The sequence below is a fragment of the Paenibacillus sp. FSL R5-0407 genome (genome assembly GCF_038009185.1).
Lineage (GTDB): Bacteria > Bacillota > Bacilli > Paenibacillales > Paenibacillaceae > Fontibacillus > Fontibacillus vini.
In genome coordinates this window covers 409,665-434,641 of record NZ_JBBPAX010000001.1, presented here as the reverse complement: position 1 = coordinate 434,641, position 24,977 = coordinate 409,665, and the positions used below count along the sequence as shown (strand labels likewise).

Sequence of the window (24,977 nt, the reverse complement as noted above, 5' to 3'; positions counted from 1 at the left end):
CAGGCACTAGTTTCTACCCTCCTTACTGTGGAGCATCTATTTCTCACGGATTGGAACCGCTGAGAACATAGGAAAATAAAAAAACCGGCTACACAGACAATGATTAATACATTGTTATGCAGCCGGACGGTCATTAATCCCAAAGATTGTTAGACTCCAAGGCTTTGCGACCTAATCTTTCGATTAGTGTGCCAATATTCAATTTCTAGTTAAAAGGTCCCAAGCTCTAGTTAATCCGAATTATGTAGATTAATCATTCCTATGATGGTTTCAATATATTTCAAAAAAAAAAGCTTGTCAACTAACGAATATGAGAAATATATCATATTATTTCAAAAAAACTTTCCTTCGATAAATTCCGACATTCTTTATTCTATCATTTTTCAATAAAGCACAAATTAATACAATTGAAAAAACCGGAACGAAAGGATACACCTTTCGTTCCGGCCTCTTACTTCGGCTCCTGCCCATCCTCTTGTTCGGTGGTTTCCGGTGACGAAACCGTTGATTCTCTAATCTCGGGATCTCCAGGCAAAGAAGGAGTTCTTTCTATCGATTGTCCTGAGGTCCAGTTTGCGCGGTTGCGGCGACTACGGTTTCTTCTCCGAATCGGCCAGACGATGGCCAGGATCAGCGCGGTGATCAACAATAACGGAAGGGCGCCGGACAGTACGACCACAAGCCATTGAAGAACAATCGAGATGGCGTCGATGCTTCCATTTAAAGCATTTTGGGCCCGCTTGAAGAGAGGCTCTTTATCTTGGTCCTGTTTAATAATCGATTTCTCCATCGGTTGATACAAACGGATTTCAATAGTTGAGAAGGAAACATTGTTATCAATATAACGCATTCTCCCCTTAATCTGCTCGATTTCCGTCTGAATCCGTTCCAGTTCGTTGACGAATTCGACCAGTTGGGCCGTTTTTGTGGCCTCTTCCACGAATTTAAGATACCTTGCTTCCATGGCCTGTTTTACTTTAAGACGCGATTCCAAATCCACATATTCTTCGGAAACGTCCTGTCCCTGGATGCCCTGCTGCAAGGATTCCGGCTTCAACTGCTCCAACCGGTCCAGAAAAGAAGAAAATCCGGAGGACGGAACTTTGATTATAAAATTGCCGCCGCGCTCATGCTGGGATTGATTTTCTGAAAATTCCACAATGTATCCGCCGGCCAGCGTGATCAGATTGCGGATTTCCGACTGCGTCTTCCCGTAGTCCTTGACTTCCATCACGACATTGGCCCGGTAAATCAGTTTTTTATTCAGGCCTGCTGCCGAATCCGTTCCCTGAAAACCGGATGATGCGCGTTCCGATTCGACCGCTGTCTCTCCAGACGGGACATTTCCTCCCGTATCGGCGGCCGGACTTTCGGACGTCAGACTCTCCTTGGAGTCGGACGCAGCCTGATTCGAAGTGCTGGTCGCCGAGCTTTCATAAGCCCCCGCATCATTGCTGCTGGACCTGTCGGCGCTGCTGCACCCGCCGAGCAGTAAAGCTAATGCCATGGTTAAAACAATTGCACGGATTCCCCATCTTTTCATTTGAATCGCCCCCTGTTTAGATCTATATTGGCTCTATTCAAAATCAAAGACGCTTCCAAGGTCTGGAAAGTTGCCGAAAATATTAAATCTTCAATCCGATATCAGAACATCGAAATGCTTATAAGTTTTTCAGTTTATAGAATTCGCCTTTCAAGGCTAATAGCTCATCATACGTGCCGGATTCCACCACTTTTCCTTTCTTCATGACGACGATCCGGTCGGCGTTCTTGACGGTCGACAAACGGTGAGCGACGATGAACGTCGTTCTGCCCCGCATGAGCTGCTCCATCGCCTGCTGGACATGGCGCTCCGACAAATTATCGAGCGCGGACGTGGCTTCGTCCAGAATGATGATCTGCGGATCGCGGATCAATGCGCGGGCGATGGCGATCCGCTGGCGCTGGCCGCCGGACAGCCGTCCGCCATGCTCACCGACCGAGGTCTCCAGACCGTCCGGCAGGCCGTCGATTACATCCTGCAGGTTGGCCATCCAGATCGCTTCCCGGATCTTTTCCTCGGATATATGTGGCAGCCCGTACGTAATATTCTCCCGGATGGTGCCTGAGAACAAGATATTGTTCTGGAGCACGATCGCCAAGGACTGCCGGTATCTCGTCATGCTGAGGTCGCTCATCGGAATGCCGTCGATCATAATTGTACCTGACTGCGGTTTATAAAAACCTATAATCAGATTCAATATCGTCGACTTGCCAGAGCCCGATTCCCCGACAAAGGCCACGGTTTCGCCCGGCTTCACATCCAGCGAGAAGTCATCGAGCACATGGCGGTCAGAGCCTTTATACTGGAAGCTAACGCCCTTGAAGCGATACGCCCCGGCGATTTGGTCGGGCTTCTGCCGTCCTTTGTACTCTTCCGTTTCTTGAGACAGCAGCACTTCCGTTACCGAATGCAGGGACTCAAATCCCTTGACCAAGTTAGGGTACACGTTCAGTATCGAACTCACAGAGCCCGTGATCATATTAAAAAATCCCTGATACATCACGATATCCCCGATTTCCATATAGCCCAGATGAGCCAGGAAGGCGGTAAAGAACAGACACCCGACCTGGAACAGCTGGAAAACGACCCAACTGGAAGAACCGAAATAGGCTTCGACAACGTCGAGTTGATGGCCGCGTTCCCGGATATTTTGCAGCGCCATATCAACTTTGCGGATTTCCACATCCTCCAGCCCGTGAGCCCGGGTAACCGGAATCATTTCAACGGTCTCCGATACTTTACCGGACATCTCCTCGATATTCTGGCGGACATCCCGGTTACGCTGCGCCATTTTGGATCGGAAGAAACGAACCAGAAAAATCGAGGTCGGCGCCATAAACAAGAAGAACAGCGCGACGATCCAGCTATTGTACAGGGTCAGCCCGATCACAATAATTAAATTGATGGCTGCCGGGATGATGGACATCAGCATCTGCCGGGAAAGAAAATCGATGGCCTCGACATCCCGCAGTATTTTGGATTGAAGCCGTCCAGCGTTCATGTCCCCGTGATAACTGAGCGACAGCTGCTGCATTTTGCGAACCAGCGTGCTGCGCAGACCCGCCTCCACATGACGGACAGCCTTGCTGATGTAACTGATGTGCAGCGTATGCATGGGAATGTTCTGAACGATCAGCACCACGATGACCGCCAGGTTGATCCAGAACTCGCTCATCGAATGACGATCCGGATAGCTTACGATGTTAATGATATTGGCGGTAATGATCGACAATACCCAGGTCGGCGAATGCTTGATCGTATAATAAAGCGCCGATAAGGCCACTTTGCTCACATGGTCCCTGTACAATCTGGTGAGGAGGCTGAACGGTTTGATCCTGGTTCCTTGCTCCGTTTCAAATGCTTTGGAATAATCCAAATTTGATTCTGTTTTTGCCATAGGTTTCACCCGCTTTATCCCTTATGATAGTAATATGTATGTGTATCCCGTCGAACGACAGAGTTTAGTATAAGGCTCCTGCCCGGCTTTCTCTATAACATATTCGGCCCCGTTATTACATAACATTTAACCAAATCGGACATAAAGGAGCTGATAGTCAACATGAGCACGATTTATCCCGAAAAAGTGTTCCCGCATTTCCGATCAGAAATATGCCTGTTCTCGCCTCATACCCGTCACGTGGAAAAAGGTTGGATCTGCGGGCGGCATGTGCATCACATGATGCTTGAAATGCTGCTGGTGCTGGACGGAAGCCAAACGGCGATCCTCGGATCAAAGGAATATGAGCAGCAAGCGGGTGATCTTATCATTGTATCTCCGATGCAGGTGCATGATTTTCAAGTGCGGCAGGCGGACAACGCCTCTTTTTTTACGATGCATATCCATCTTGATCTTGAAGATACGGCATTTCTCCATTTGATCGGCGCACTCAACCATAGTTACTATCCGCAGGGTCACCCGTTAAACGATAACCTCGTTCCTTCCATGCGACGAATCATGAATACCCTGTATCAGGAAAATAGTCCGCGGATACCGCTTCTGCGGGAGCTCTATACAATACTGGGGCATATGCAGGATTATTTTGCCGCTGCCAAGGATAAGCAAGAAACCGCCTTCCAGAGCGAGCTCCCTACCAGAATCGCCCGGGAAATACAAGGAAGGGTGCTGCGGCGGGATGAGGACGAATCGAGCTCAACCGGAGATTGGCTGGAGGAAATTTCCCGCCGCTTCGGAATGAGCCGCAGACATTGTCACCGTATCTTCACGCAGGCGTTCGGAATGCCTCCCCGTGAATATCTCATGGTGCTTAAACAGCAGGAAGCAATGCATATGCTGGTCACCAGCAACGAATCGATCGAGCAAATCGCGTACCGGGTCGGCTATGAGAATGTACAGAGCTTTAGCCGCCAATTTGCGGCCTGGGCCGGATGCACGCCAAGTGTTTTCCGGAAAAACAACATGGATCAATGTTTCCATTTAACGCCGATAGATGTTGGATCATAAGTAAACGTGAAAAAGACAGCTGACGTGGAGTCCATCCACGCCGCTGTCTTATTTTTATTGTTAGCTTCCTGTTTCCATGGGCTTAAGCTTGATATCGTGCAAGCAGAATTGCTGCGTTATGGCCGCCGAACCCGAACGAATTGGACAGGCCGATCGACAGGTCCGCTTCCCGAGCTTGATTCGGAACGTAGTCCAGGTCGCAAGCCGGATCGGGATGATCCAGATTGATCGTAGGAGGGATGATGCCGTCATTCAGACTCCGAATTAACGCAATCGCCTCCGCCCCTCCCGCAGCGCCAAACATGTGGCCGGTCATCGATTTGTTCGCCGTTATAGGAATGTCTTTGGCCTGTTCGCCGAACAACTTCTTGAGCGCCTTTGTTTCCGCCAGATCCCCTACCTGGGTGCTGGTCGCATGCGCACTCACCACGTCAACCTCTGCCGGAGTAATCCCTGCCGATTGGAGAGCCCGCTTCATAGCCAGGAAAGCTCCTTCCCCTTCGGGATGCGATGCCACGACATGATAGGCGTCCGAGCTCGCGCCGTATCCGATCACTTCGGCGTAGATGGGAGCCCCTCTGCGAAGTGCATGGTCCAATGACTCCAAGACAAGAATACCGGCGCCCTCGGCCATGACAAATCCGTCGCGATCCGCATCGAACGGACGGCTGGCCTTCTCCGGATGCTCGCCGCGCTTGGACAACGCCGTGGCGTTACCGAAGCTGGCCAGCGACAGCGGGTGGATCGCCGCCTCCGTCCCGCCGGCAAGGATTACATCCGCATCGCCGCTACGAATCAAGCGGAACGCTTCGCCTATCGCGGTATTGCCGATCGAGCAAGCAGTCACCGGCGACAGCGTTGGCCCCATCGCTCCGAATCGAATGCTGATTTGCGCGGCCGCCATATTGGAAATCATCATCGGGACCAGACTCGGACTTACACGGCCGGGCCCGCGGTTTTGATAGGCCTCCATGTTATCTGTCAACGTCTGAATACCTCCGATTCCGGTCCCGACATAAACCCCGAACCGCTCACGATCGATCAGGTTCACGTCAATGTTGGCTTGCTTTACCGCCTGTTCTGCGGCATATAGACCAAATTGTACGAAGCGGTCCATTTTTCGAGCCTCTTTACGGCCGAACAGCGCTTCCGGATCAAAATCCCGAACCTGCCCCGCAATCCGTGTCCCGAAAGCCGATGCATCAAACAAATCAATATAGGATATTCCGGATTTCCCTTCCTTCAGGTTGCTCCAAAACGTCTCCACTTCATTGCCAAGCGGCGAAACGATACCCATTCCCGTAACTACAACTCTATCCATAACAAGACCTCCTTGTAATCTCCTTGTGTTCCATCCGGCCTTGTCACCAGTTCAGCCGTCTTTGTTCCTATTGTATCCCTTCCTTATCCTATTACAAGTTTGTAGTTATCCTAGTATATTGTATAATACAATAACAGCCTAACCTTAAATCAACCAAATCAACTCAAGCCAAGCAGGACTGGAGGCAGAACAATGCAAGCCGATCCCCGTTTGAAGGCACTTTCCGAATTCTTAAAAAGCCAACGCTCCAAGCTCCACCCGAACAGCGTAGGGTTGCCGTCGGGTTCGCGGCGCCGGACGCCCGGATTGCGCCGTGAGGAAGTCGCCCAGTTGGCTGGTGTCAGCACAACCTGGTACACCTGGCTGGAGCAAGGCCGCGACATCAAAGTGTCCGCTTCCGTACTCGATGCCATCGCGGGGGCGCTGCGCCTGAATGGCGATGAGCGGAAATACTTGTTTGATCTGGCGCTCGACAACGGATTTCATCCTGAGCTGGGCGGCGAGAAAGAAGCCGTAATCAGCCCTTCGCTGCATAAAATCCTAGAAGAGCTGAAATATTGTCCGACCCTGATTTCGGACCGGCACTGCCATATCGTCGGCTGGAATCCCGCGGCCTCCCACGTTTTCTTAAATTTCGAACAGATTCCTGAGCCGGAGAGAAACCTGATTTCCCTGTTGTTCAGCAAAAAAGAGCTGCGCAGTCTCGCCGTCAATTGGGCTCACTTCGTCAAAGGATTTCTGTCGATCTTCCGGGCCTATTACGGCCAGTATGTCGCCGATCCTTGGTATTCAAATTTCATCGAGCATATGGCAGGGACCTTTCCCGATTTCCAGGAGCTCTGGAATCAAAGCGAGGTCAGTGCCGCTCCCGAGGTCATGATTGAATTTCGTCATGCCAAAGCCGGCAAAATGCTGTTCAATCTATCCTCTCTTCAAGTCCAGGGGGAAGCGGATTTACGTCTGAGCATCTATACGCCGGCACCGCAAACGGCAACGGAAATTAAACTCAAGAAATTGATCGAGGGATAAATTTAAAGGCGGCACCCTGTAAAAGGTGCCGCCTTTAAAACTCATATCATGTTTTATTCTTCCGGGAATAAAGGTGTAGACAAGTAGCGCTCAGCCGTATCCGGCAGCAGCACAACGATGTTCTTGCCCGCATTCTCCGGCCGTTTAGACAGTTGAAGTGCCGCAAAGGCCGCGGCACCCGATGAAATCCCGACCAACAATCCTTCGGTTCTCGCGAGCAGGCGCGATGTGCTAAAGGCGTCTTCATCCTTCACCGGCATGATTTCATCCACAAGACTGCCGTCAAAGTTTCTCGGGACGAAGCCCGCACCGATGCCTTGGATTTTGTGGACGCCGCGTTTTCCTCCGGACAAAACAGGCGATTCATGAGGCTCCACCGCCACGATTTGTACCGAAGGATTGCGTTCCTTCAAAACCGCGCCGACCCCGGAAATCGTACCGCCGGTTCCGACACCGGCCACGAAGATGTCAACCTTGCCGTCCATGTCTCTCCAAATTTCTTCCGCGGTCGTCTCCTTATGTACATCCGGATTGGCCGGGTTCTCAAATTGCTGGGGGATGAACGAATTCGGCGTCTCCGCAGCCAATTCTTCCGCTTTGCGAATGGCTCCGCCCATTCCTTCCGCGGCAGGTGTCAGCACCAATTCAGCGCCCAACGCCAAGAGGAGCTTTCTGCGTTCAATCGTAAAGCTCTCCGGCAGCGTAATAATCAGGCGATATCCCAGCGCAGCCGCTGCAAACGCAAGACCTACTCCGGTGTTGCCGCTGGTCGGTTCAATGATGATGGAATCCGGATGCAGCAGGCCCTTGGACTCGGCGTCCTTGATCATGGCAAAGCCGATTCGGTCCTTGACGCTGCCCGCCGGATTGAAATATTCCAGCTTAGCCACCAGTCTGGCCCCAGCTTCCGTTTTCTCTCCAAAATTGTTAAGCTCCAGCATCGGAGTATTTCCGATCAGATCCGTTAAATTGTTAGCTATATTACCCAAGAAAAATCCCTCACTTTACTAAATTCCGACGTAATAAGTCGGCCTTCTTTCACTCTAACACCGTCCGGAGCGGAAGTAAAATAACGGCCAACCCAGACGGAGAAATCAATCGCTTGATTTCTTCAGCAAGTTCAGCAAAGCATCATCCGACCATGTCTCCAAATCCAGCAGTTGCGAATACGGATCGCCATCCAAGTTAAGCAAACGGGCAAACGCCGGCTCGGTTTTGACTCCGTTTTGCTTTAATTCGATAACACTCCGCTTAAAACTTTCCCCGAACAGCTTCAACAACCGAGCCTCCACCATCATATGGCGGTATCCGTTTTGCGACCGGGTAGGCACAGGTTGGGCGAACAATTCCACCTGCCATCCTTCACACCGAAAATTCACTTTGCATCTTTCAATCCCGCCGACTTCGCGCCTAACCATGGTGAACCCGTCCATGTGACCGAAGCTTCGCTGCACAAGGTCCTCAAACCATTCAAAATCATGGACCTCACAAGCAATATCCAAATCACTTCCCTGTACCTGGATATCAATAGGAAAGGTGCCCACCAGTATCGGATCGAAGGATTGCAGTATGTCCATAAAGGAGTGCCGCTTGATCAACGAATCAATTTCGCGGAAATGATGCGGTACGACTGACGAGCTTAGGAATTCTGCCAGTTTCCTCTTTCCCTTTACCGAATCGTACGCCGTATTGTTCAAAATCGTTTTGGTGCTTTCCAAAGTATCAACGATTTCGAGCGCCAGTTCTCTTTTGCAACGAAGCACCTCGATGGTGCCATCCACGCCGGTCAAACCGCAGCTTTTTCCATAGCCCTGCCCGGTATAATATTCGATAAAGCCTTCTGACCAGGTTTGTGGCCGCTCCTCTACCGCCTTCCGAAAAGTGTGATCCACATCCTCTTGATCAACATAGATGACTACAGGATTCAGGTTCTGAACCGCTTGTTCCAGGCGCCTCACATACCGGTGAATTGCCTCTTTTGGAACATTATGCTTGACGAGGCCTACGGTAAGAGGATTTTGGATAAAACAGCATTCAAAAATATAGATCGCTTCCTGCCGTTCGGCTATCTCCGCAAATTCGGTCCATTTCTGCACAATCCATTCCGCATTTTGCTCAAAAGGCAATTCGTAGATATCATTCCGGAACATTAAATTGGCGAGCTCCTCGGGAAAATCCAAGCCATCGACTTCTCTTAGCTTGCGGTACGACAGAAAAAAGTGACTGCCTCTCCGTACCGAATTTTGCTCAAAAATAGGCGCAAAGGTGCTGTAATCCGAGAGCAGATTGCGGTACTCCTCTTCGGGGAAGCAGGCGACGCCGTCATAATCCGCCGGATGCTCCAGATTCCCTTCCAGAAACAGCTTTGTCTCTAGTCCCAATTCGGCTAGAATTTCACTTGCCCATCTCGCATGGGTTGACTTGCCCGCACCGGGCAGCCCTTCGATCAATACTAATTTACAGGTCATGGTGTTTGTTACCTTTCTTTATGACAATTCGCAGTTTACCTGCTAATCCAGCCATACTTCATGAGCCGAATTCCTTGTTTGAAACAGCCACTGAATCTGCTTCAGCGTGACTCTTTCCGCCGAAAGCGGAGGCAATTCATCCTCGCTGAAATATCCGACCTGAAGCGTCTCCAGCCCGGCTTGCGCCTCTCCGCCCGTCACCTCGCATAGGATGAACATCTTGTATACATGGGATGCCGCCGGAGGATGATCATGGAACTTCTTGTCCAGTACGCCCAGCAGCCTGACCGGTTGCACCTCAAGCCCGGCCTCCTCTTTAACTTCTTTGACAACCACTTCTTTCGGAGACAGTCCGATATCGGCCCAACCGCCCGGGAGCGCCCAGTCTCCATCCAGCTTTTCGCGGACCAGCAAAATCTTGTCCTGCTCAAATATAACCCCGCGGACATCCACTTTAGGCGTCGCATATCCGGTTTCGCTGGCAAAGAGCGTCTTAATCTTATCACTCTCTACCTCTGTATACTGATTCATGATCTCTACGCTTAAATCCCGCAGCATCTCAAATCGCTCGAGATCATAAATATCTTTTGAATAGGCAAGCCCGGCCTGGCTAATCGCCTGGATCTGCTTGGCCCATTCCAACCATTTCAGTTGCATGACCCGCTCCCCTTCCGTGACTATGAAGATTATCCTTCATTCCTCGCATAAAGAATGTAATCGGTCATTGGCGGCGTTATATTTTCCATTCTCAAATGGGTTGCGATTTGTCCCCGATGATAGCTTCCATGGAGTGAGACGTGCGTTAAAATATCCAGAATAGCTGACGTAAACGGTTCCCCTTTGCTGCTCCGATAGGAAACCTCACCTTTTAACTGGCCCGCCCTCAGGTTTGCAAAATACTGCCGATAGCCCTCCGCGTTTGCCAAGGCCAAATCGACGCAATACTGCAGATTCAAGCCCTCCGACGGCCAAATCTCCCGCGTTGTCTGCATGGACCCATTCAGACGGGAGAGCCATACCGCTTCGGCCGATAAAATATGACCAAAGAGCGAAAGCGGCCGTTCAGGCACGTTTTGCTCTTCTTGCAGACGATTAATAATCTCGCGATTGGCCCAAGACATATGATCATAGACGCGCATCAAATGCCGCTTCACGGGATCGGTTTCGTTTTCCGCCAATTCCAGAAGCTCCTCTCTGGCCTGAATCAGCCAGGAATGAACGAGCTTCATTTTATCCCGTTGACTCCATACATGATCCAGATAGGCAAATACCGCCTTGTCGAGCTGGTGTTCATCAACCTGTCTGCGAACTTCGTTCAAATAAGGATGGTCGCCAGGCAAATCCCAGGACACTTTATCGGCAATGAAAACCACCTTATCAAACAAAGCAGCATGTGGCTTCAAAGTCGTGTGGCACTCGATGGCCCGCAAAATCTCCTCGTCCGTGATATGAAACAACTTCTCCGCCATCGCCCGCGATAATTTCTGATGCAGAATCCGAGGGTAGGTCCGTTCTTCATCCTGGATCTCAATGCCTATCTCCTCTGCCGTTTCAAGCATTCGACTCACAGGGATGACGTTGCTGACATCATGCAGCAGCGCAGCCTGCTCGGCCTTTTGCGGATCGGCGCCATAAAGCCGGGCAATACGGACCGCATGGCTCGTCACTTTTAGGGTATGTTCCCAAGTATCGGTATCCTGATGCAGTTTGAAAAACGTGCCGACATCTTGTAACAGACTTCCCGTCAGCTCAAAACCAGCGGCATATTTGCCCAGTACTTGTTCATCGTTTGTATTCTCCATCATGCCCGCTCCTGTTCTGATTCCGGTTTTTTTTGCGCGATAATCAGTACATGCTCCGTGGCATCCCGGTATTGGGGGGCTTCGCTCGTTTCGCTGGCCGCTTGCACCAGATGATCGTAGACTTGCCGATCCTCATTGTAATGCCGGGTGACTTCGGCTCTCATCCCCGCCAGGAAGCTCTCCGCCCCGGCATACGAGACGACATCAAAACCGCCTAGTTCTATTTCCTCCAACGCGCGCGTCGGAATCGAAAAGTAACATTCGGTAAACCCCTGATTCTCATCCAGAGCCTGCTCCTGCAAATACATATAAATATGTTCCGGGTCTCTGTAAGAGTCGCTAAATTCCGTCACCCCCGCCTTCAGAACACCCCAGGAATTGAGATAGGAAAACATGGCGATCCCGCCCGGTTTCAACACTCTGAAGGCGTCACGGATGATGTTTATGCGCTCCTGACGATCTTGCACATGATACAACGGCCCCAGGAGGAGAACGCCATCGTATAATTCCGCATCCAAAACCTGCAGATTTCTTGCATCCTCACATATGTAAGCCTCCGCTTGCAGTCCGAGTTCCCCGATCCGTTCCTCCGCTAAGGCAAGCTCCTTTACGGATAGGTCAAATAAGGTGACCTGGTACCCTTGTTGCAGCAGCTCGATCGCGTACCGCCCCGGCCCGCAGCCAATATCGCAGATATGTCCCGAATCCGGCAGGTACCTGTCCATCAGCCGCAGGGTTGAAAGCCATTCCACCTGACTGTACGGATCGTTCAACCGGTACCACTCCTGCTCCGCATGGCTATCGTAATAGTCCCTAACGATTCGGCTCATGCTTCAAACGCCTCCCATTATTCTGGATACTTGCTTTAAGGCGGTGCCGTCAAAATGAACCCGGTATATATCCGGCATCGTTGTCGACCTCCAAAATTCGAAGCCATACCTTGGGTCAAAGGTCTGTAACATGAGAGTCATGATATCTCCATGCGTTCCCAGCACCAGGGTCAGCCCCTCATATTGCACCAACAGGGACAATAACGCTTGGACCGCCCTGTCCGCTGCTTCCAAGCTGGATTCTCCCTCCGGAAAAGCAAACTGAGGTTCTTCGTACACTTTCCGCTTTGCATCGGCAAAACTCAAAGGAGCAAACCGCCCGATATTTCGTTCTCTTAAATCTTCAAACTGCTTGATCGGCTTCCCTTTCCAATCCGCCAACTCCTGAATGGTTTCAACGGATCTCACATAAGGGCTGGACACAAAGACGTCCAATGGCTCATCATGCAGCAACTCCTTGATTATCTTTGCATCCCGGGCACCTTGTTCCGACAGTCCTCTTTCTCTTTCCTGCCCTTCTACAAAGGCGGAATCCGCATGTCTGACAAAATAAACGACCGTTTCCATCCCGATTTCACCCTGCTTCCGAATGAATCTATTCTTTAGAATTCAATGACGCCCTCCATGTCGTAAGGGTAGTCAATTGACGCTTTTACCTGCCGTAACGCTTCTTCGCCAGCAAGCCATTTGACGATGTACAATGCCAGGTCAATCGAGGTAGCCACCCCTCCTGCCGTAATGAGCTTTCCATCTTTGACGATTCTTGTCCGGATGACTTCGTCGCAATAGGGCTCGAGCAAATCATAGGCATTCGGATGCGTCGTCGCCTTTTTCCCTTCCAGGAATCCCGCCGCTCCGAGCAGCAGTGAACCCGTGCACACCGATACGATATAAGGGCAATCCTCCGCATGTCGGAGCCAGGATACAAACTCTTCGTTGAACCGCAACGTTCTCGTTCCCATACCTCCGGGCACAAAAATCATATCGTACTGGGACAGATCAGGATTTACCTTGTTTACTTTGATCGTCAAACCCAATTCATCCGTCACTTCATCCGCAGGTCCGCAAAAGTCCCAGGTCACACCCTTTGTTTGTTCAAACATATTGAGCCGATAAATAACATCATAAAAGCCGATCAAGTCCAAAAAAGTCAGCCCGTTAAATACAACAAAGGCGATCTTCAATACTGTCCCTCCTATGAAACGATTTTTCCGCTGACATCAAGCTTGATCATCCCATTTCAGGATGGATTGAGCAGCAGCCCCATGCCAATGACATCTACATATTTTCCATCTTGCAATTTAATTTGTTTACGCATCAGGCTCTCCTGCACAAAACCCATTTTGCGATATAATTCGATCGCCTTGCTGTTATTGGCGAATACCTCGAGGGTAATTTTTTCGATTTGACGATGTTTTTCCGCCCAATCAATGAGCGCCTGCAGCAGGGCTTTTCCGATGCCGCCTCCCTGGTAATCGCTGCGAACACTCATACCGAAATATCCGGTATGGGAGATCCTCAGTTTATTCCCGCTGTGGAAATCAAGAAAACCGACGACCTTTCCATGCTCCTCGGCGATCAAAATCAGGCTGTTTTCTTTGTTCAAAGTTTCTTCTATCCATTCCCTTTCCATCTCAACCGTCATATCATATTCTTCCGGTACGGTGAGCAAGTAAGAAGATTCGGATGAAAGGATCGCCCGATTATAAGCGAGGATCACCTCGGCATCCGCACCCACCGCCGTTCTGATCTCAATGATTTGATTGTATTTATCCACGATTTTGATAGGTTCAAACCAGCCCATACACATCTTCCTTTCCACAGAAGTTATTATTGAACTCTTACTCCGGCTACGGAGAAGGTTTGAGACAATATCTCATGTTCCCCCGGAAGCCCGTCGATTTCAATCAAGTCCCGTTCTTCGGTAAATTGAATATTCAGATCAGCGTACAGCTTTTTCCAAAAACGAACGGCCGGCTGATTATTAGCTAGCTGCTCCACATGATAGATGCCCGGGTGCATCTTGAATACTTCGTTTACCGCCTCAGCCGCCAAGTTCAGCCCCCTGAACTTTTTTAGCAGGAATAATTCCTGAATCGAAAACTCCGCTCCCTCAGGGGTGTAGGGTGGCGAACATACCAGCACGAATCCGGCGATCCGGTCATCGGCCCGAATCAAATAAGGATGAAGCGCTTGCTTCTCCAAGTATAGATGGTTATTGCCTTGATCGAAGTTTCCGTCCTCACGAACATCTTCTCCGGTAAACTGGGATAATTCATATAAATATAAATTAAAGAGATTGAAGAATCTTTCTTGATCACTATTCGATATGACAGATAGTTGGATTTCCATGTAATCCCCCTTCGGTTAATAAGATTAAAATTAAAGATTTTTTCCAGCCTAGGTTTATTTATCAAGACCATATCCTGTATCCGGCATGAATTCAAGAGATTTTTTTGTTAAAAGAAACCAACGAAAAAAACCGCCTCGGCCAGAGGAAAGGCTGCGGCCTTCCCGCCACAGGCGGTTTCTCACAAATACTTTTAATTAATAATAAGACAAACGTTGCCCAGTGAACCATCATGCTTTATCATCTTTGATCATCCTTTATCCCCGGTTCCTTATACTTTAAACCTAATTTACATGGTCACTCCTATTGAGAGTCGAATTGTTCGATCAATTGCGATACAGCAAAGATTGAATAAAGACAGCTACAAGGATAATCAGCAAGCCAAGAATCAAAGCTTTAAAGTAACTTTTCACAAGAACGCTGAACTTCGTCTTTTCTCCGGTAATCACAAAGTAACCCGATATCCAGGCAACCACCATAGAAACCAGCGATAAAACGGACGAGAACCGAAGCAGCTTAAACAGGTACACTCTTACTGGAAGCTGAACGATTTCTTTAACCGTGGACCCGTCGTATCGGATCACTTCAGTATCTTTCAAAAAAACGATTCCGATTAACAGGCCGAGTATAAAACTATAAATTCCGCTTTTTACAATCCTTCTCTCCAAAGCAGGCATACCCCCTTGCGATTTTATGTAAGGCTGACTTCTTTCCCCTGCAGTCTGCTTACCCAGTCGCTTTTGTGAAGTTTGTATAAATGGTACTGCTCCTCGTCTATTATGATATCGTTGATCTGCTTAAATCCGCATTTCAAAATCACCTTGTTGGAGGGCAGATTTTCGGTGAGCGCCAAAGCATTCAGTACCTCGACTTCCGTATTCTCGAATAAATACCGGATGAGTCCTTGGGCCGCTTGCGTCGTGTAACCCTTGCCGCGGTAGTCCTTCGATATCGCATACATAATCTCTCTGTTCGGCTCAGGCAATTCGTCTTTAGGGCCGGTACAGCACCAACCGATGAATTCCCCTGTCTCTTTTAAAATAATACCCAGGCGAAGGCGCAAATCACCGATCCGTCCCCCGTTAGCCACCGATTCCAAAAAACGTTGGTTCTCAGGAATTTCATAGTTAATCAGCCATTCCTTCCGTTGTTCCGGGGCAACATTCCAATCAGGTAAAAATTCATAGATTTCCGGCTGCCAGGTCAGACGCTGCATTTCTTCAAAATCCTCGGCTCTGAACTCGATTAATACGATGTCCTTACATTCAATTCTAAAATGCTTGTTATCCATACCTGGCTCCTTCAAATCCTTAAAGCTTTTCTGCAACAACAATAAAACTCTTGGGGATGCCGGCATCGAACACTTCCGAAGACAGGTTGGGCAGCTCCCTTAATTCCTTTATAAATAGCCCCGTAGTAGCAATCGAAGTAATGACTTCCCCCAAAGTCCAATATCTCTGGTAAACCTTCTTGGCGGAATCCTCATCACTATATTTCGAATAAGCCACCTCACGTTCGACGACCGAATCGTCAAAGTAATTGCCGGTTACTTTATGTTTTCTAATGTTGGCGGTAGTTCCTCTGGATGAGATCAACTTCGTCGTTACCGGGTGGAAATCCTGTAATACGAAACGACCTCCCGGTTTTAAGAGCTTGGCAACCACCTCGAACAGCGGCTGAAGGTCCAGGAAATAGTGGAGAACTCCCTTTTCCATGAACACGACATCATATTCTGACGTAAGTTCATTCTGCGGCAACTGAAATACATCGGATTGGATATAGCGGATTTGAGTGCCAGCCGCTTCCGCCAATTCCTTCGCATATTTTTCGTTGTCGGCGGAAAAATCCACAACCGTGACGTTTGCGCCAAGCAGCGATAGGGCAACGGCCTTCATTCCATTGGAACCTAGTAAATTGATCATTTTCTTGCCGGCTACCTCTCCAAAATAGGGATAGATTTCGCCGATTTTCTTTTGCGGGTTGGTCTGCAGTTTTTGAGCGGCTTCACCCGGGGTTCCGAATCTCTTGATCCATGCCTCGAAAGCCCCCGTATCCCATGCTTGCTTGTTCTTTTCGTTTGATTCCATGATGTCCTCCACTTGCGCTCTAGGCGGTCCGATTTTTGCGTTTCTATAAGCTGTATTATTGAAAGTTAATGTTAGAATTCCCCGGAGCTGCTGCTTGTGTCAGCCTTTTAGAGCGTTCCGCCACCAAATCCCGGTACACTCGGGAACGATATTCGTTTTCTCTTCCCTGATTACATCACCCAACTCATCCCCGAAAAAATCACGGCATAACTGCTCCGCTTGCTCGGCTGAATCAAATGCATAATCGGTTCTTATGACTTTCGGGTTAAATCCATACTTCTGTTCCAGCGCTTCAAAATATTTTCTCAAAAAATCCGGCGGAACCGGCTCCGTGTTGCCTGTCCCCAAGGTTTCCAGAATGATGATTGTTCCCTGAGGTCTTAAAATCCGTTCCATCTCCGTGATGACTTGTTCTAAATGAAGTTCCCATTCTTGGTGGTCAGAGCTGCTTAGGTAACAGACACTCCAGCCTGCCAACACGATGTCTACACTCTCATCCTCTAGGGAGGGAATATGCCTCAAATCGGAAACACATGTCTTCCAGTTCTTCAATCCCGCTTCTGTCAATTTGTTAGCGGCAACCTTAAGCATATCCGCCGCAAAATCAACTGCCACGATGCTCCTGGCCTCCGCAGCCACCATTTGGGTTAATCTGCCTGTTCCCGCTCCAAGATCGGCAACATCCTTTTGTTTAAATTCGGCGATTTTGAACAAGGCAGCGGGAATGTTCCCCTCATAATCCTCCTTCGAAACGAGCAGATCATAAGGCGTCGATATATATTCATAAATATCGTCATTTCTTAGCAAGACAATTCCTCCGATCTTTACCTCTTTGTATAACTTTCTAACTTATAGTCCTCGATGATCTCTATATTTTTTCGTTCCTGGATATAGCGTTTGATGTGATCTTTAATGTTGGGGTATAGAATGATGGAGTTCAAGTCGGCTATAGGAATCCATTTTACCGCCGTCTGATCGGGGTCCGGTGTAACGGGAAGCTTGGGAGTGGAACCCTCCTTAAGAAAACACTCAAACACTATATTTAAAGTGTGAATCTCCGATTGATAGTCACCGGATTGTTTATGGGGCGCAAACTCGTACACGAATGCCAAAGGACCGACTTCGGCTTCCGCCATCGTCTCTTCATATAACTCTCTCAGCACGCCGTCGACAAGAGTCTCGCCGGGCTCCGCCCCGCCGCCGGGGAGGTTATAATGTACTCCGTGTTTATCGCAGTATTCAATAAGCAAAACCTGGTCATTTTCGATAATTAAAGCGGTCGGCCTGACTCTGATATGATACGACATAAGACACCTCTTAACTTTAGTAAGGAGGGCTAGATTCCTGAAACACCCGGTTTCTTACTTCATTCAAATCTTTGCAAATAAAATCCGGAATGATATTCTCCGGTATCCGCTTGTTTAACCGGTTAAGCCATACTGTCGCAATCCCAAGCTTCCGAGCCCCTTCCACATCGCTTGAGAGCGAATCCCCGATATGTATAACATCCTTCGCGCTTAACCCGCTTCTTCTCAAGCCTTCCTCAAACAACTCCGGTCTGGGCTTATAGGCTCTCACGTCTTCACTTGTAATGACCCCGGTCACCCGAAGCTCATGGTAGGCGATGGCCTCCTTAATGTCCTCGGTATCAATATTAGAAAGAATATACACCGGGGTCTCCTGAAGGAATTGCAAAAACGGTATTGTATCTTCGTAAATCTCCGGCTTGATCCAATGGTCAAACTGCTTCTGGATGAGCTGTTCGGCCACTCCATTCGCCTGAAAGTTGTTGATTGTATCAGTTAAGGATCGAATCCCGATTTCCCGCTGAGGAAGGAATGAATCCCCATAGCTCTGCCTGAAAACACTCGAAAACCGCTGCCACCAATACCCGCCAATCTGTCCGTTTTCGCAGGAAACAGAACTGCTTGCTCTGATTTCATCGCAAATGAGCGGGATAATCTCCTCGTCTTCATGAACCAGTGTACCGTAGAAGTCTAGAAATACGGCTTTAAAAGCCATGTAATCACTCCTCGGAGAGAATAGAATACATCTTAACGTCTTCGTGGACTCCCTTAACCAAAATATGCTTCCGCAATATTCCTTCGAATGTCATACCGGACTTCTCCATAACTCTGCTCGATCCGGTATTGTTTGGGTGGCATCTTGCCTCGATCCGGACCAGTTTCATCACATCAAATCCGAAGTCGATTACGCTTTTTACCGCCTCCGACATATACCCTTTTCCCCAATGTGTCCGCGCTAAAGCATAACCGATTTCCGCCTTTGAATTATGGGTATCCCATGTAATATAACCGGTTGTCCCAATGATCCGGCCCGACGTCTTATCCTCCACTCCCCATGGTGCGACCGTATTTTGTTGATATTTATCGAATACAAAATTCAAAAACCCTCTTGTATCTTCTATAGATTGATGAGAGCTCCATACCGTGTATTTCGAAATTTCTGCATCGGAACAATATTCAAACACAGCATCCTCATCTTCCGGTCTGAGCTTGCGCAATATCAGTCTTTCCGTTTCCAATACGGGGAGATTCCCGTAAACCTCTTCGATAACCATGATTATCCCTCCTTAATAAGGTCGCATTGTTAAATCCAAAAATAAAACATGATAACGCCAAGAACCAGCACAATGGCCGAGACGATATGCTGCCTCGATGCTCTTATATACTTCCAATCGATAAATGCCTGAAGACCTAACGCCACAACGACAAGTATCATCCAGAACCATTTCATGGCCATACCGTCCGAACCGTCTGCGATAAGAATAATGATAAAAGCAACGATTCCTATGAGAGCAAAGATTAGTTTACTCCAGATACTGAGCTCTTTCCCCTCTTCGGGAAGTTCTTTTTGCTCCTTATCCACAATACAGATTCTCAATATAAGGTGAAAAAATGCGAGAAGAATACAAATCACTATGATCATCGCCTTACGCCTCCTCCCCATCATGCACGCATAAAAATCTCTCATCTGTCAGTCACAGGAGCTTTATTACAAAAGCAATGAAATAAGCAGCCGGTAAGATGATTAATTGTGCAAGCACTGTACCCAACAAACGCGATCCCATTAATAGAATATAGATTTTGCCTAACCGATCTCTGTATGCCTCATTATGAATGGCCCGGTCCGTTATTAAACCAACTTGAGGATCGATAAATATAGTCAACAAAATGGTCGCAATTCCGTTAATCAGACCCGAAGACTGAGAGGCAGTTGTACTTAATTCAGGCACCAGATGGGCTGCATAAAGTGAGGACAATACTCCGACTGTATAAATTGCAGTGACCAGGATATTTAGAATAATAAATCTCTTAGAGATCCCTAAATATCTGAATTGATGTAGTTGAAATGTGGGTTTTCTTAAATAATACCGAGTATTTCTTAATTGCCCAATAGTCACACTCGAAATAAGTCTTGGCAATGAGCCCGCAATCTCCAGCTTTGCAATCACTCTGCCCCATAAGACAACAAATGTCGGAAATAAAATCATTGCGATAAGCGTTCCTATCGATGAGGAAATCAATATTATTCTCATATACCCCAAAACATTAAAAGCAGGGTCCTTTTTTGCAAAATCTATAAACTTTGCAGTCAACGGCGCTTGAATCAAGTTAGCTGTTCTCGATACAAGTACAATAATTCCCGTCAAGGATAGCGCAACAGCAATTTTATTTATTTTTACACCCGCAAATCTTAACGAATAGGATAGTGTTTCAGCTGTATGTATAATCATCGTTAATATGAAGATGGTTATCAGGTAATTAATCATCATTCAATCTCCATAAGCTCATTCAAAAGTTAAAATGTTCCTTTATCATTTTAGCAGTTACCTCAGGTTCTAGGCTTGTATTATTTATTTTCAAGTAATTTTCACCCGTGATTTCCCCTGCAACAGAGTTCAATCGGTGTTTTTCAAATGAGCGAATCAGATCTCTTTCCGATTTTTCGGTGTCTCTCTTCGTTGGTTTGTTTAGCAGGCGGTTCTCCGTTTTGTTTCGCCTTAAGCGTTCTTCATAGTCGGCTTCAAGCTCTACCAAATAGACGGTCCCTCCTTTAGATTCAAAAATCTCCGAGATTTGTTCGACATAATTCCAATCCTCTTGTATGTCAAATCCCCAAACATAAGTAAAAATGAGGCCCTCCAAATCGCTTTTGGATACCTCTTCAAAAATCCCTTGGCGGATCAATCCTACTAATCTTTTGCCGGCAGGCGTGCCGTAATCAAAAAACTGTGACACAAAATCAATGGACATATGGTTATGAAAAAGCTTAAAACCGGTCATTGCCGCCAAGCTTTGTCCAACCGTCATTTTCCCCACGGCCTGCGGCCCAAAAATAATTACAAGCTTCATGCCCGCCGCCTCCATAGTTTTATTACTTCGTAAATATTTGCTGGAGCGCCTCATCAAGGCTGCTATATTTAAATTTAAAACCCGATCTTTCTAAGCGTTCCGGAATAACCCAACGACTCTTTAAAATTAATTCAGTTTCTGTATTAATTAATATAGCTCCCATTTCAAGCATCCATTTTGGTGAAGGCAATCCGATATTCGTATTCAATGCTTTTCGCAAATGACTCATTAACTCACGATTGGTTACCGGATTAGGAGAAGAACAATTAAAGACCCCGCTCAGCTCTTTCTTCTCTCTAAAAAAGAGAATAATCTGATATAGATCTTCTATATGAATCCAACTGAATTTTTGATTCCCTGAACCTTGAATCCCTCCGAGTCCAAATCTGACTAAGTTCTTGTAGGTCGGAATGACACCCCCGTCCTTCCCTAATACAATAGCCATCCTTAGAGCGACCTTCCTTGTTTCTGGCAACGTAAAAGCAAAAAAGGACTTCTCCCATTCTTTGGCCACGTCAACCGAAAAACCGAATCCGATATCCCCGCCTTCTTCGGTCATGGGTCTATCTTCAGCATGTCTATAAATCGTTGCCGTACTGGAATTAATCCAAAGGGAGGGCGGATTCTTACATTCCAGGACGGCGTCTCCGAGTATTCGGGTTGTCTCTGTTCTGGAATTAAAGATCTCTTCCTTGTTCTTCGCATTATAACGGCAGTTCACGGATTTCCCCGCAAGATTGATTAACATTTCCGAATTATCGATTGCCTCTAAAATTCCCGCTTGATTATTCCAAGAAACATGACCTTCTTTCCTTGAAATGAGGATCACTTCGTACCCGGAATTCTGAAACTTTTCTTCGAGATATTTTCCGACAAACCCGGTGCCGCCTGCTAATACTATTTTTTTGGTCATGGGTATCCACTCTCTTCCCCGCCTTGAGCGATAAGATGATAACTTCAATTAAACTAAGCTCAATTTGTCGATAGCCTGCTCTTCATTGGGTAAGAAGAATAAATCTTTTCCTTTATTGCTCTCGTATATGAAATCCCTAAGACTCTTGCTTGAATACACGGAGAAGTCACCAACAATGACAATTTTAGCTTGATAGTTAATGAACTTCTGAATGATATCTCCGGCAAGTCGCGTTTTCAAATCAAAGAACTCCTCACTAACGACAGACTTCTGTAAAATAATTCGATGACATCCAACTTCATAGCTTACCGTCGCTATAAGATCCAAAGCAGATTGAACATCGCTAATTAATATTTCATCGCTATGAACTGAAGCTATTTCCACACCGTTCTTAGAAACTGTAGTGATATTCATATTGTCCTCACCTAATCATTCCTACTCTTTATTGTCTTTCATATACTTTTCTAATTCTTCCTCGATCTCTTCATCTAACTTAGATATAAATTTGGGTTCGTCTTTGTTGTTATCGTATTCTTTTTGGTTCATTTCGATTTCTTGTTGAAATTTCTCCTCTTCGTGCAAGAGTCCCAGTTTTTCTCTTATTATTTTCACGTCTTCATAGATCTCTTTATTTTTCTGATACGTGCTGAATACCAGTCCGAATAAGACAATAAGGAAGATGCCCGCTCCATATGGACCTACAATATAAAAGGATAGAAATAAAATAATGGCTCCGATAACCATTCCAATGAACAACATTTTATAACCATCCCTTTTCTAGTTTCGTCTGCCTGCCTGTATAAAACGATACATCCCGTTTCGAACCCCATAATAGACTACTGACATCAGCACAAAACTTACTAATCCAACTACCCACTCATACTCGTAGATCGACCCAAAAGAAACGCTCGATTGAAGTTGATCATTTGTTTCATGACTTAGTACTATGGCAGGTTCATAATTTTTTGTAAGCAATAATCCTCGAAACATCTGAAAGCCATAATAAAATAGCAACAAGGTTACTGACACAATGATGGATTCGAGAAAAAATCGCAACTTCAATTTCATGACTATCTCCCCCCGTTTACGCACGCCACCATAGTTATGGATGTTCCAACCATGCCTGCTTCTTCAAATCCAAACCGTTGGTAAAGCTTCACAGCGGGCAAATTGCCGGGATCGACGCTTAAGGACAGTCTCTTAATTCCCCTCTGCTTTGCTTCATGAAATAGATGATCCAGTAATGCTGTTCCTATTCCTTTACCTCTGTGTTCCTCCAGCAGTGCCATTCCTAACTCCGGCACATCCGCATCTATATATCCAAATCCTTTATTACTTTCATTAAAGTTACGTGCTGTGATGGAACCTATCGGCTTACCGTCCTTATTAATCGCGATAAATCCAAAATCTCCTTCCCGCCCCCAGCCTTCAACATACTTTGAAATGAGGGGATCCTTTAAGATCTCTCTATTAAAAGGTTCATGGTCTTCCGGAACATATAAGGATTCATACAGCATTTCCCACATAAAAGGGATATCATTTTGAGATAAAGGTCTAATTGTATAAGGCAATCTTACTTCCCCCTAACGACTATGTAATATGTTAAACGCCTTTTTTATCTGGTTTGTTATCTAAATTTCGATTTCTATAAACTCTTGCGGATTGTCTTGAATGTACGTGTTCGTACTCTCAATAAATTTCCGTGCGTTTATCTGGTACTCTTTGAAGATTGGTGATATTAATTCATTCAATTCCGTATCCCGTTCGAGATCAGCCGGGGATGCCTCTTTCCAACTTCCATCAGCTAATTTGTTTTTGAGATGTATCACGCTTTCCATTTGTTCCAATACCTTTATCAATTCATATCCTTGGAAAAAAAGCACTCCTGTCTTTAAACCTTTCCAAGCAAGGAGTTCACCTATGAAATAGGATGAAAACCAATAAAATTCAGCCACCGTATTGGCATGATTATGGAAGGCATAAAATAAATACAAAGCTTGCTGGCCTTCGTTTAATTGATTGAACATTTCCAGTTTCGCACCAGGACTCTTCCCTCGAACTGCAAGTAACATGGGTTCGATGCACAACCAGCTAAGGTTTTCACTTTGTAAAAGCTCTTGCTTCATTCTTGTCAGCATTGCATGCTCCCTTCTTTGATTCGTTTAGATTATTTGGATGATGTCACGGGTGATTCTTCTTTCGTCCAATCCGTCGGTCCCTCAGAAACAGAGATAAACTTTCTCCAATACTCTCCCGTTTCTTTATCAAAAATGATTACATTATTATCATTAGCCGCCCTTATAAATTCATATCTTCCTTCATGACTAACTTTTTCGGTAATTACGGTTTCTTCCTCACGAAACAATCCTTGCATGAGCCCCAAAAGGATGAATCCTATAATGATCGAAGCTCCTAAAATAAAACTAGATTTAATATTAGTATTCATGTTTTTCCTCCAATCTCGAATCTGTTCCTCCACGTCGTATTGAACGAAGCTGAAATTCGTGTGAACACTTTCTATCATCTCAAAATATCGCGGTGGAACTTTCTCTATCCCTCTGAGATTATTCTCCTAAAATAGTCTTTCGCTTCTTCATCAGTTATTTGGTTAGCGTCAACCGTCATTGTCAACGCGTTCTTTTCGCTATTATATAAATATACTCTCGTATCTTTATCCGGCTGAGCAACATGAATTAATTGATCATTAAGTTTTATTTGCTCTGATCCTTCCATGCCGACCATTGTGTTAGTTAAGGTTACTTCGATTATTGTTTCTCCTTTATAAGGACCATAAACGATCTCTCGTTCATGATCTGATCCCCTTAAATCAACTTCTTCCAACGCACCCAACTGATCCGTATAGGTGACTAGGACCTCAACCTTACTCCCCATGTTTTGGCCCGATTTATCCCTTGGTGGGTGCAAGATATGTATATAACTTATTGAGTAATTAGGGAAAGTGGGCAGATTGAAATGAATCCCTGTATTATTAATTTTTTCCTGTGCTTTTATCAAACTATCAGTTTTTTTACTACAACCGACAATAACAATTAACATCATCAACAAAACCAGAGCTTTTCTCAAAAAGATACTCCTCCTTTCTCTGCACTTTTTGCAATTGATTTTTATATGGAGATTTTTAAATCTTATAAAACTCTACCCTGATTATACCTCATTTCCATTATCCTGGAAGCGGAACTCCCGATTGTTACCCTCAAACAAAAAAGGACAGACCTCTTCAAACTCAAGAGTTCTGTCCGATTATTACGTATTCCCGACAAATTGACTATCGGTCT

General features: G+C 46.6%; 31 protein-coding genes and 1 riboswitch. Of the genes, 2 read left to right on the top strand and 29 right to left on the bottom strand.

Going from position 1 to position 24,977, the window contains the following annotated elements:
* Positions 1-114: 114 nt before the first annotated feature.
* A riboswitch (cyclic di-GMP riboswitch) is annotated at positions 115-203 on the bottom strand.
* A 248-nt stretch (positions 204-451) separates the two neighbouring features.
* Together NYE70_RS02245 and NYE70_RS02240 are read right to left on the bottom strand one after the other, a co-directional pair.
* Positions 452-1,543 (bottom strand): DUF4349 domain-containing protein, encoded by a 1,092-nt coding sequence (locus NYE70_RS02245; protein ID WP_341044894.1) that lies wholly within the window; start codon positions 1,541-1,543, stop codon positions 452-454.
* A 118-nt stretch (positions 1,544-1,661) separates the two neighbouring features.
* Positions 1,662-3,440, bottom strand: a complete 1,779-nt coding sequence (locus NYE70_RS02240; protein WP_211021269.1) for an ABC transporter ATP-binding protein — start codon at positions 3,438-3,440, stop codon at positions 1,662-1,664.
* Between the two features lie 162 nt (positions 3,441-3,602).
* Between NYE70_RS02240 and NYE70_RS02235 the strand changes: the two genes are divergently transcribed.
* Positions 3,603-4,505 (top strand): AraC family transcriptional regulator, encoded by a 903-nt coding sequence (locus NYE70_RS02235; RefSeq protein WP_341044893.1) that lies wholly within the window; start codon positions 3,603-3,605, stop codon positions 4,503-4,505.
* A gap of 82 nt (positions 4,506-4,587) precedes the next feature.
* On the opposite strand, the gene fabF is transcribed toward NYE70_RS02235, so the two are convergent.
* Positions 4,588-5,826 (bottom strand): beta-ketoacyl-ACP synthase II, encoded by a 1,239-nt coding sequence (fabF, locus tag NYE70_RS02230; protein WP_341044892.1) that lies wholly within the window; start codon positions 5,824-5,826, stop codon positions 4,588-4,590.
* 192 nt (positions 5,827-6,018) lie between these two features.
* Here fabF and NYE70_RS02225 point away from each other — a divergent pair, with 192 nt between their 5' ends.
* Positions 6,019-6,855: a helix-turn-helix transcriptional regulator gene (locus tag NYE70_RS02225; RefSeq protein ID WP_341044891.1), complete on the top strand. Its 837-nt coding sequence runs from the start codon at positions 6,019-6,021 to the stop codon at positions 6,853-6,855.
* Positions 6,856-6,908: 53 nt separating this feature from the next.
* On the opposite strand, the gene cysK is transcribed toward NYE70_RS02225, so the two are convergent.
* The 26 genes from cysK to NYE70_RS02095 form a co-directional block, all read right to left on the bottom strand.
* Positions 6,909-7,844, bottom strand: a complete 936-nt coding sequence (gene cysK / locus NYE70_RS02220) for a cysteine synthase A (RefSeq protein ID WP_211021265.1) — start codon at positions 7,842-7,844, stop codon at positions 6,909-6,911.
* A gap of 105 nt (positions 7,845-7,949) precedes the next feature.
* On the bottom strand, positions 7,950-9,323 hold the full coding sequence (locus tag NYE70_RS02215; RefSeq protein WP_341044890.1) for a DUF4269 domain-containing protein: 1,374 nt from the start codon (positions 9,321-9,323) through the stop codon (positions 7,950-7,952).
* Between the two features lie 42 nt (positions 9,324-9,365).
* On the bottom strand, positions 9,366-9,980 hold the full coding sequence (locus NYE70_RS02210) for an NUDIX hydrolase (protein ID WP_211021263.1): 615 nt from the start codon (positions 9,978-9,980) through the stop codon (positions 9,366-9,368).
* A gap of 29 nt (positions 9,981-10,009) precedes the next feature.
* Entirely contained in the window at positions 10,010-11,128 is a 1,119-nt protein-coding gene (gene yqeK, locus NYE70_RS02205; protein WP_341044889.1) for a bis(5'-nucleosyl)-tetraphosphatase (symmetrical) YqeK, read from the bottom strand.
* On the bottom strand, positions 11,125-11,955 hold the full coding sequence (locus tag NYE70_RS02200) for a class I SAM-dependent methyltransferase (RefSeq protein ID WP_341044888.1): 831 nt from the start codon (positions 11,953-11,955) through the stop codon (positions 11,125-11,127). Before NYE70_RS02200 ends, yqeK begins: the two co-directional genes overlap by 4 nt.
* Before the next feature lie 3 nt (positions 11,956-11,958).
* Positions 11,959-12,522, bottom strand: a complete 564-nt coding sequence (locus NYE70_RS02195; RefSeq protein ID WP_341044887.1) for a histidine phosphatase family protein — start codon at positions 12,520-12,522, stop codon at positions 11,959-11,961.
* Between the two features lie 35 nt (positions 12,523-12,557).
* Positions 12,558-13,139: a DJ-1/PfpI family protein gene (locus tag NYE70_RS02190; protein WP_341044886.1), complete on the bottom strand. Its 582-nt coding sequence runs from the start codon at positions 13,137-13,139 to the stop codon at positions 12,558-12,560.
* A 56-nt stretch (positions 13,140-13,195) separates the two neighbouring features.
* Positions 13,196-13,759, bottom strand: a complete 564-nt coding sequence (locus NYE70_RS02185) for a GNAT family N-acetyltransferase (RefSeq protein ID WP_213654952.1) — start codon at positions 13,757-13,759, stop codon at positions 13,196-13,198.
* Between the two features lie 26 nt (positions 13,760-13,785).
* Positions 13,786-14,307: a GNAT family N-acetyltransferase gene (locus NYE70_RS02180; protein ID WP_341044885.1), complete on the bottom strand. Its 522-nt coding sequence runs from the start codon at positions 14,305-14,307 to the stop codon at positions 13,786-13,788.
* 324 nt (positions 14,308-14,631) lie between these two features.
* Positions 14,632-14,973 carry a hypothetical protein gene (locus NYE70_RS02175; protein ID WP_213654949.1) on the bottom strand — a complete coding sequence of 114 codons (342 nt, stop codon included), beginning with the start codon at positions 14,971-14,973 and terminating at the stop codon, positions 14,632-14,634.
* 23 nt (positions 14,974-14,996) lie between these two features.
* On the bottom strand, positions 14,997-15,596 hold the full coding sequence (locus tag NYE70_RS02170; RefSeq protein WP_213654948.1) for a GNAT family N-acetyltransferase: 600 nt from the start codon (positions 15,594-15,596) through the stop codon (positions 14,997-14,999).
* Positions 15,597-15,615: 19 nt separating this feature from the next.
* Positions 15,616-16,392: a class I SAM-dependent methyltransferase gene (locus tag NYE70_RS02165; RefSeq protein WP_341044884.1), complete on the bottom strand. Its 777-nt coding sequence runs from the start codon at positions 16,390-16,392 to the stop codon at positions 15,616-15,618.
* Between the two features lie 99 nt (positions 16,393-16,491).
* Positions 16,492-17,199 carry a class I SAM-dependent methyltransferase gene (locus tag NYE70_RS02160; protein ID WP_290408057.1) on the bottom strand — a complete coding sequence of 236 codons (708 nt, stop codon included), beginning with the start codon at positions 17,197-17,199 and terminating at the stop codon, positions 16,492-16,494.
* Between the two features lie 17 nt (positions 17,200-17,216).
* The gene (locus tag NYE70_RS02155) at positions 17,217-17,699 is read right to left on the bottom strand and encodes an NUDIX domain-containing protein (protein ID WP_290408056.1); all 483 of its coding nucleotides are present in this window, start codon (positions 17,697-17,699) and stop codon (positions 17,217-17,219) included.
* A gap of 16 nt (positions 17,700-17,715) precedes the next feature.
* Positions 17,716-18,414, bottom strand: coding sequence for an HAD family hydrolase (locus NYE70_RS02150; protein WP_341044883.1), 699 nt, complete (start codon positions 18,412-18,414; stop codon positions 17,716-17,718).
* Between the two features lie 4 nt (positions 18,415-18,418).
* Entirely contained in the window at positions 18,419-18,973 is a 555-nt protein-coding gene (locus NYE70_RS02145) for a GNAT family N-acetyltransferase (RefSeq protein WP_341044882.1), read from the bottom strand.
* A 29-nt stretch (positions 18,974-19,002) separates the two neighbouring features.
* Positions 19,003-19,341, bottom strand: a complete 339-nt coding sequence (locus tag NYE70_RS02140) for a DUF4181 domain-containing protein (protein ID WP_341044881.1) — start codon at positions 19,339-19,341, stop codon at positions 19,003-19,005.
* Between the two features lie 52 nt (positions 19,342-19,393).
* Positions 19,394-20,185 (bottom strand): lipid II flippase Amj family protein, encoded by a 792-nt coding sequence (locus tag NYE70_RS02135; RefSeq protein ID WP_341044880.1) that lies wholly within the window; start codon positions 20,183-20,185, stop codon positions 19,394-19,396.
* A gap of 22 nt (positions 20,186-20,207) precedes the next feature.
* On the bottom strand, positions 20,208-20,768 hold the full coding sequence (locus NYE70_RS02130; RefSeq protein WP_341044879.1) for an AAA family ATPase: 561 nt from the start codon (positions 20,766-20,768) through the stop codon (positions 20,208-20,210).
* A gap of 22 nt (positions 20,769-20,790) precedes the next feature.
* Complete coding sequence (locus tag NYE70_RS02125) at positions 20,791-21,681, bottom strand: TIGR01777 family oxidoreductase (RefSeq protein WP_341044878.1); 891 nt, start codon at positions 21,679-21,681, stop codon at positions 20,791-20,793.
* 48 nt (positions 21,682-21,729) lie between these two features.
* Positions 21,730-22,095 (bottom strand): DUF4180 domain-containing protein, encoded by a 366-nt coding sequence (locus NYE70_RS02120; protein WP_211021245.1) that lies wholly within the window; start codon positions 22,093-22,095, stop codon positions 21,730-21,732.
* A 21-nt stretch (positions 22,096-22,116) separates the two neighbouring features.
* On the bottom strand, positions 22,117-22,440 hold the full coding sequence (locus tag NYE70_RS02115; protein ID WP_341044877.1) for a hypothetical protein: 324 nt from the start codon (positions 22,438-22,440) through the stop codon (positions 22,117-22,119).
* A gap of 311 nt (positions 22,441-22,751) precedes the next feature.
* Positions 22,752-23,252 carry a GNAT family N-acetyltransferase gene (locus NYE70_RS02110; RefSeq protein ID WP_341044876.1) on the bottom strand — a complete coding sequence of 167 codons (501 nt, stop codon included), beginning with the start codon at positions 23,250-23,252 and terminating at the stop codon, positions 22,752-22,754.
* Positions 23,253-23,312: 60 nt separating this feature from the next.
* Complete coding sequence (locus tag NYE70_RS02105; protein WP_341044875.1) at positions 23,313-23,819, bottom strand: hypothetical protein; 507 nt, start codon at positions 23,817-23,819, stop codon at positions 23,313-23,315.
* A 29-nt stretch (positions 23,820-23,848) separates the two neighbouring features.
* The gene (locus NYE70_RS02100) at positions 23,849-24,127 is read right to left on the bottom strand and encodes a hypothetical protein (protein ID WP_341044874.1); all 279 of its coding nucleotides are present in this window, start codon (positions 24,125-24,127) and stop codon (positions 23,849-23,851) included.
* Positions 24,128-24,231: 104 nt separating this feature from the next.
* The gene (locus NYE70_RS02095) at positions 24,232-24,765 is read right to left on the bottom strand and encodes a hypothetical protein (RefSeq protein ID WP_341044873.1); all 534 of its coding nucleotides are present in this window, start codon (positions 24,763-24,765) and stop codon (positions 24,232-24,234) included.
* Positions 24,766-24,977: the final 212 nt, after the last annotated feature.

Bases quoted from the DNA above. Each gene is read 5' to 3' on its own strand.
- NYE70_RS02125 (WP_341044878.1), bottom strand. From the start codon at position 21,681: ATGACCAAAAAAATAGTATTAGCAGGCGGCACCGGGTTTGTCGGAAAA.
- NYE70_RS02170 (WP_213654948.1), bottom strand. From the start codon at position 15,596: ATGGATAACAAGCATTTTAGAATTGAATGTAAGGACATCGTATTAATC.
- NYE70_RS02150 (WP_341044883.1), bottom strand. From the start codon at position 18,414: ATGGCTTTTAAAGCCGTATTTCTAGACTTCTACGGTACACTGGTTCAT.
- NYE70_RS02105 (WP_341044875.1), bottom strand. From the start codon at position 23,819: ATGCTGACAAGAATGAAGCAAGAGCTTTTACAAAGTGAAAACCTTAGC.
- fabF (WP_341044892.1), bottom strand. From the start codon at position 5,826: ATGGATAGAGTTGTAGTTACGGGAATGGGTATCGTTTCGCCGCTTGGC.
- NYE70_RS02130 (WP_341044879.1), bottom strand. From the start codon at position 20,768: ATGAAGCTTGTAATTATTTTTGGGCCGCAGGCCGTGGGGAAAATGACG.
- NYE70_RS02180 (WP_341044885.1), bottom strand. From the start codon at position 14,307: ATGGAAATCCAACTATCTGTCATATCGAATAGTGATCAAGAAAGATTC.
- NYE70_RS02245 (WP_341044894.1), bottom strand. From the start codon at position 1,543: ATGAAAAGATGGGGAATCCGTGCAATTGTTTTAACCATGGCATTAGCT.
- NYE70_RS02210 (WP_211021263.1), bottom strand. From the start codon at position 9,980: ATGCAACTGAAATGGTTGGAATGGGCCAAGCAGATCCAGGCGATTAGC.
- NYE70_RS02140 (WP_341044881.1), bottom strand. From the start codon at position 19,341: ATGATCATAGTGATTTGTATTCTTCTCGCATTTTTTCACCTTATATTG.
- NYE70_RS02115 (WP_341044877.1), bottom strand. From the start codon at position 22,440: ATGTTGTTCATTGGAATGGTTATCGGAGCCATTATTTTATTTCTATCC.
- NYE70_RS02215 (WP_341044890.1), bottom strand. From the start codon at position 9,323: ATGACCTGTAAATTAGTATTGATCGAAGGGCTGCCCGGTGCGGGCAAG.
- NYE70_RS02225 (WP_341044891.1), top strand. From the start codon at position 6,019: ATGCAAGCCGATCCCCGTTTGAAGGCACTTTCCGAATTCTTAAAAAGC.
- NYE70_RS02185 (WP_213654952.1), bottom strand. From the start codon at position 13,759: ATGGGCTGGTTTGAACCTATCAAAATCGTGGATAAATACAATCAAATC.
- NYE70_RS02165 (WP_341044884.1), bottom strand. From the start codon at position 16,392: ATGGAATCAAACGAAAAGAACAAGCAAGCATGGGATACGGGGGCTTTC.
- NYE70_RS02155 (WP_290408056.1), bottom strand. From the start codon at position 17,699: ATGTCGTATCATATCAGAGTCAGGCCGACCGCTTTAATTATCGAAAAT.
- NYE70_RS02195 (WP_341044887.1), bottom strand. From the start codon at position 12,522: ATGGAAACGGTCGTTTATTTTGTCAGACATGCGGATTCCGCCTTTGTA.
- NYE70_RS02100 (WP_341044874.1), bottom strand. From the start codon at position 24,127: ATGAATACTAATATTAAATCTAGTTTTATTTTAGGAGCTTCGATCATT.
- NYE70_RS02200 (WP_341044888.1), bottom strand. From the start codon at position 11,955: ATGAGCCGAATCGTTAGGGACTATTACGATAGCCATGCGGAGCAGGAG.
- NYE70_RS02240 (WP_211021269.1), bottom strand. From the start codon at position 3,440: ATGGCAAAAACAGAATCAAATTTGGATTATTCCAAAGCATTTGAAACG.
- yqeK (WP_341044889.1), bottom strand. From the start codon at position 11,128: ATGATGGAGAATACAAACGATGAACAAGTACTGGGCAAATATGCCGCT.
- NYE70_RS02135 (WP_341044880.1), bottom strand. From the start codon at position 20,185: ATGATTAATTACCTGATAACCATCTTCATATTAACGATGATTATACAT.
- NYE70_RS02145 (WP_341044882.1), bottom strand. From the start codon at position 18,973: ATGGTTATCGAAGAGGTTTACGGGAATCTCCCCGTATTGGAAACGGAA.
- NYE70_RS02235 (WP_341044893.1), top strand. From the start codon at position 3,603: ATGAGCACGATTTATCCCGAAAAAGTGTTCCCGCATTTCCGATCAGAA.
- NYE70_RS02120 (WP_211021245.1), bottom strand. From the start codon at position 22,095: ATGAATATCACTACAGTTTCTAAGAACGGTGTGGAAATAGCTTCAGTT.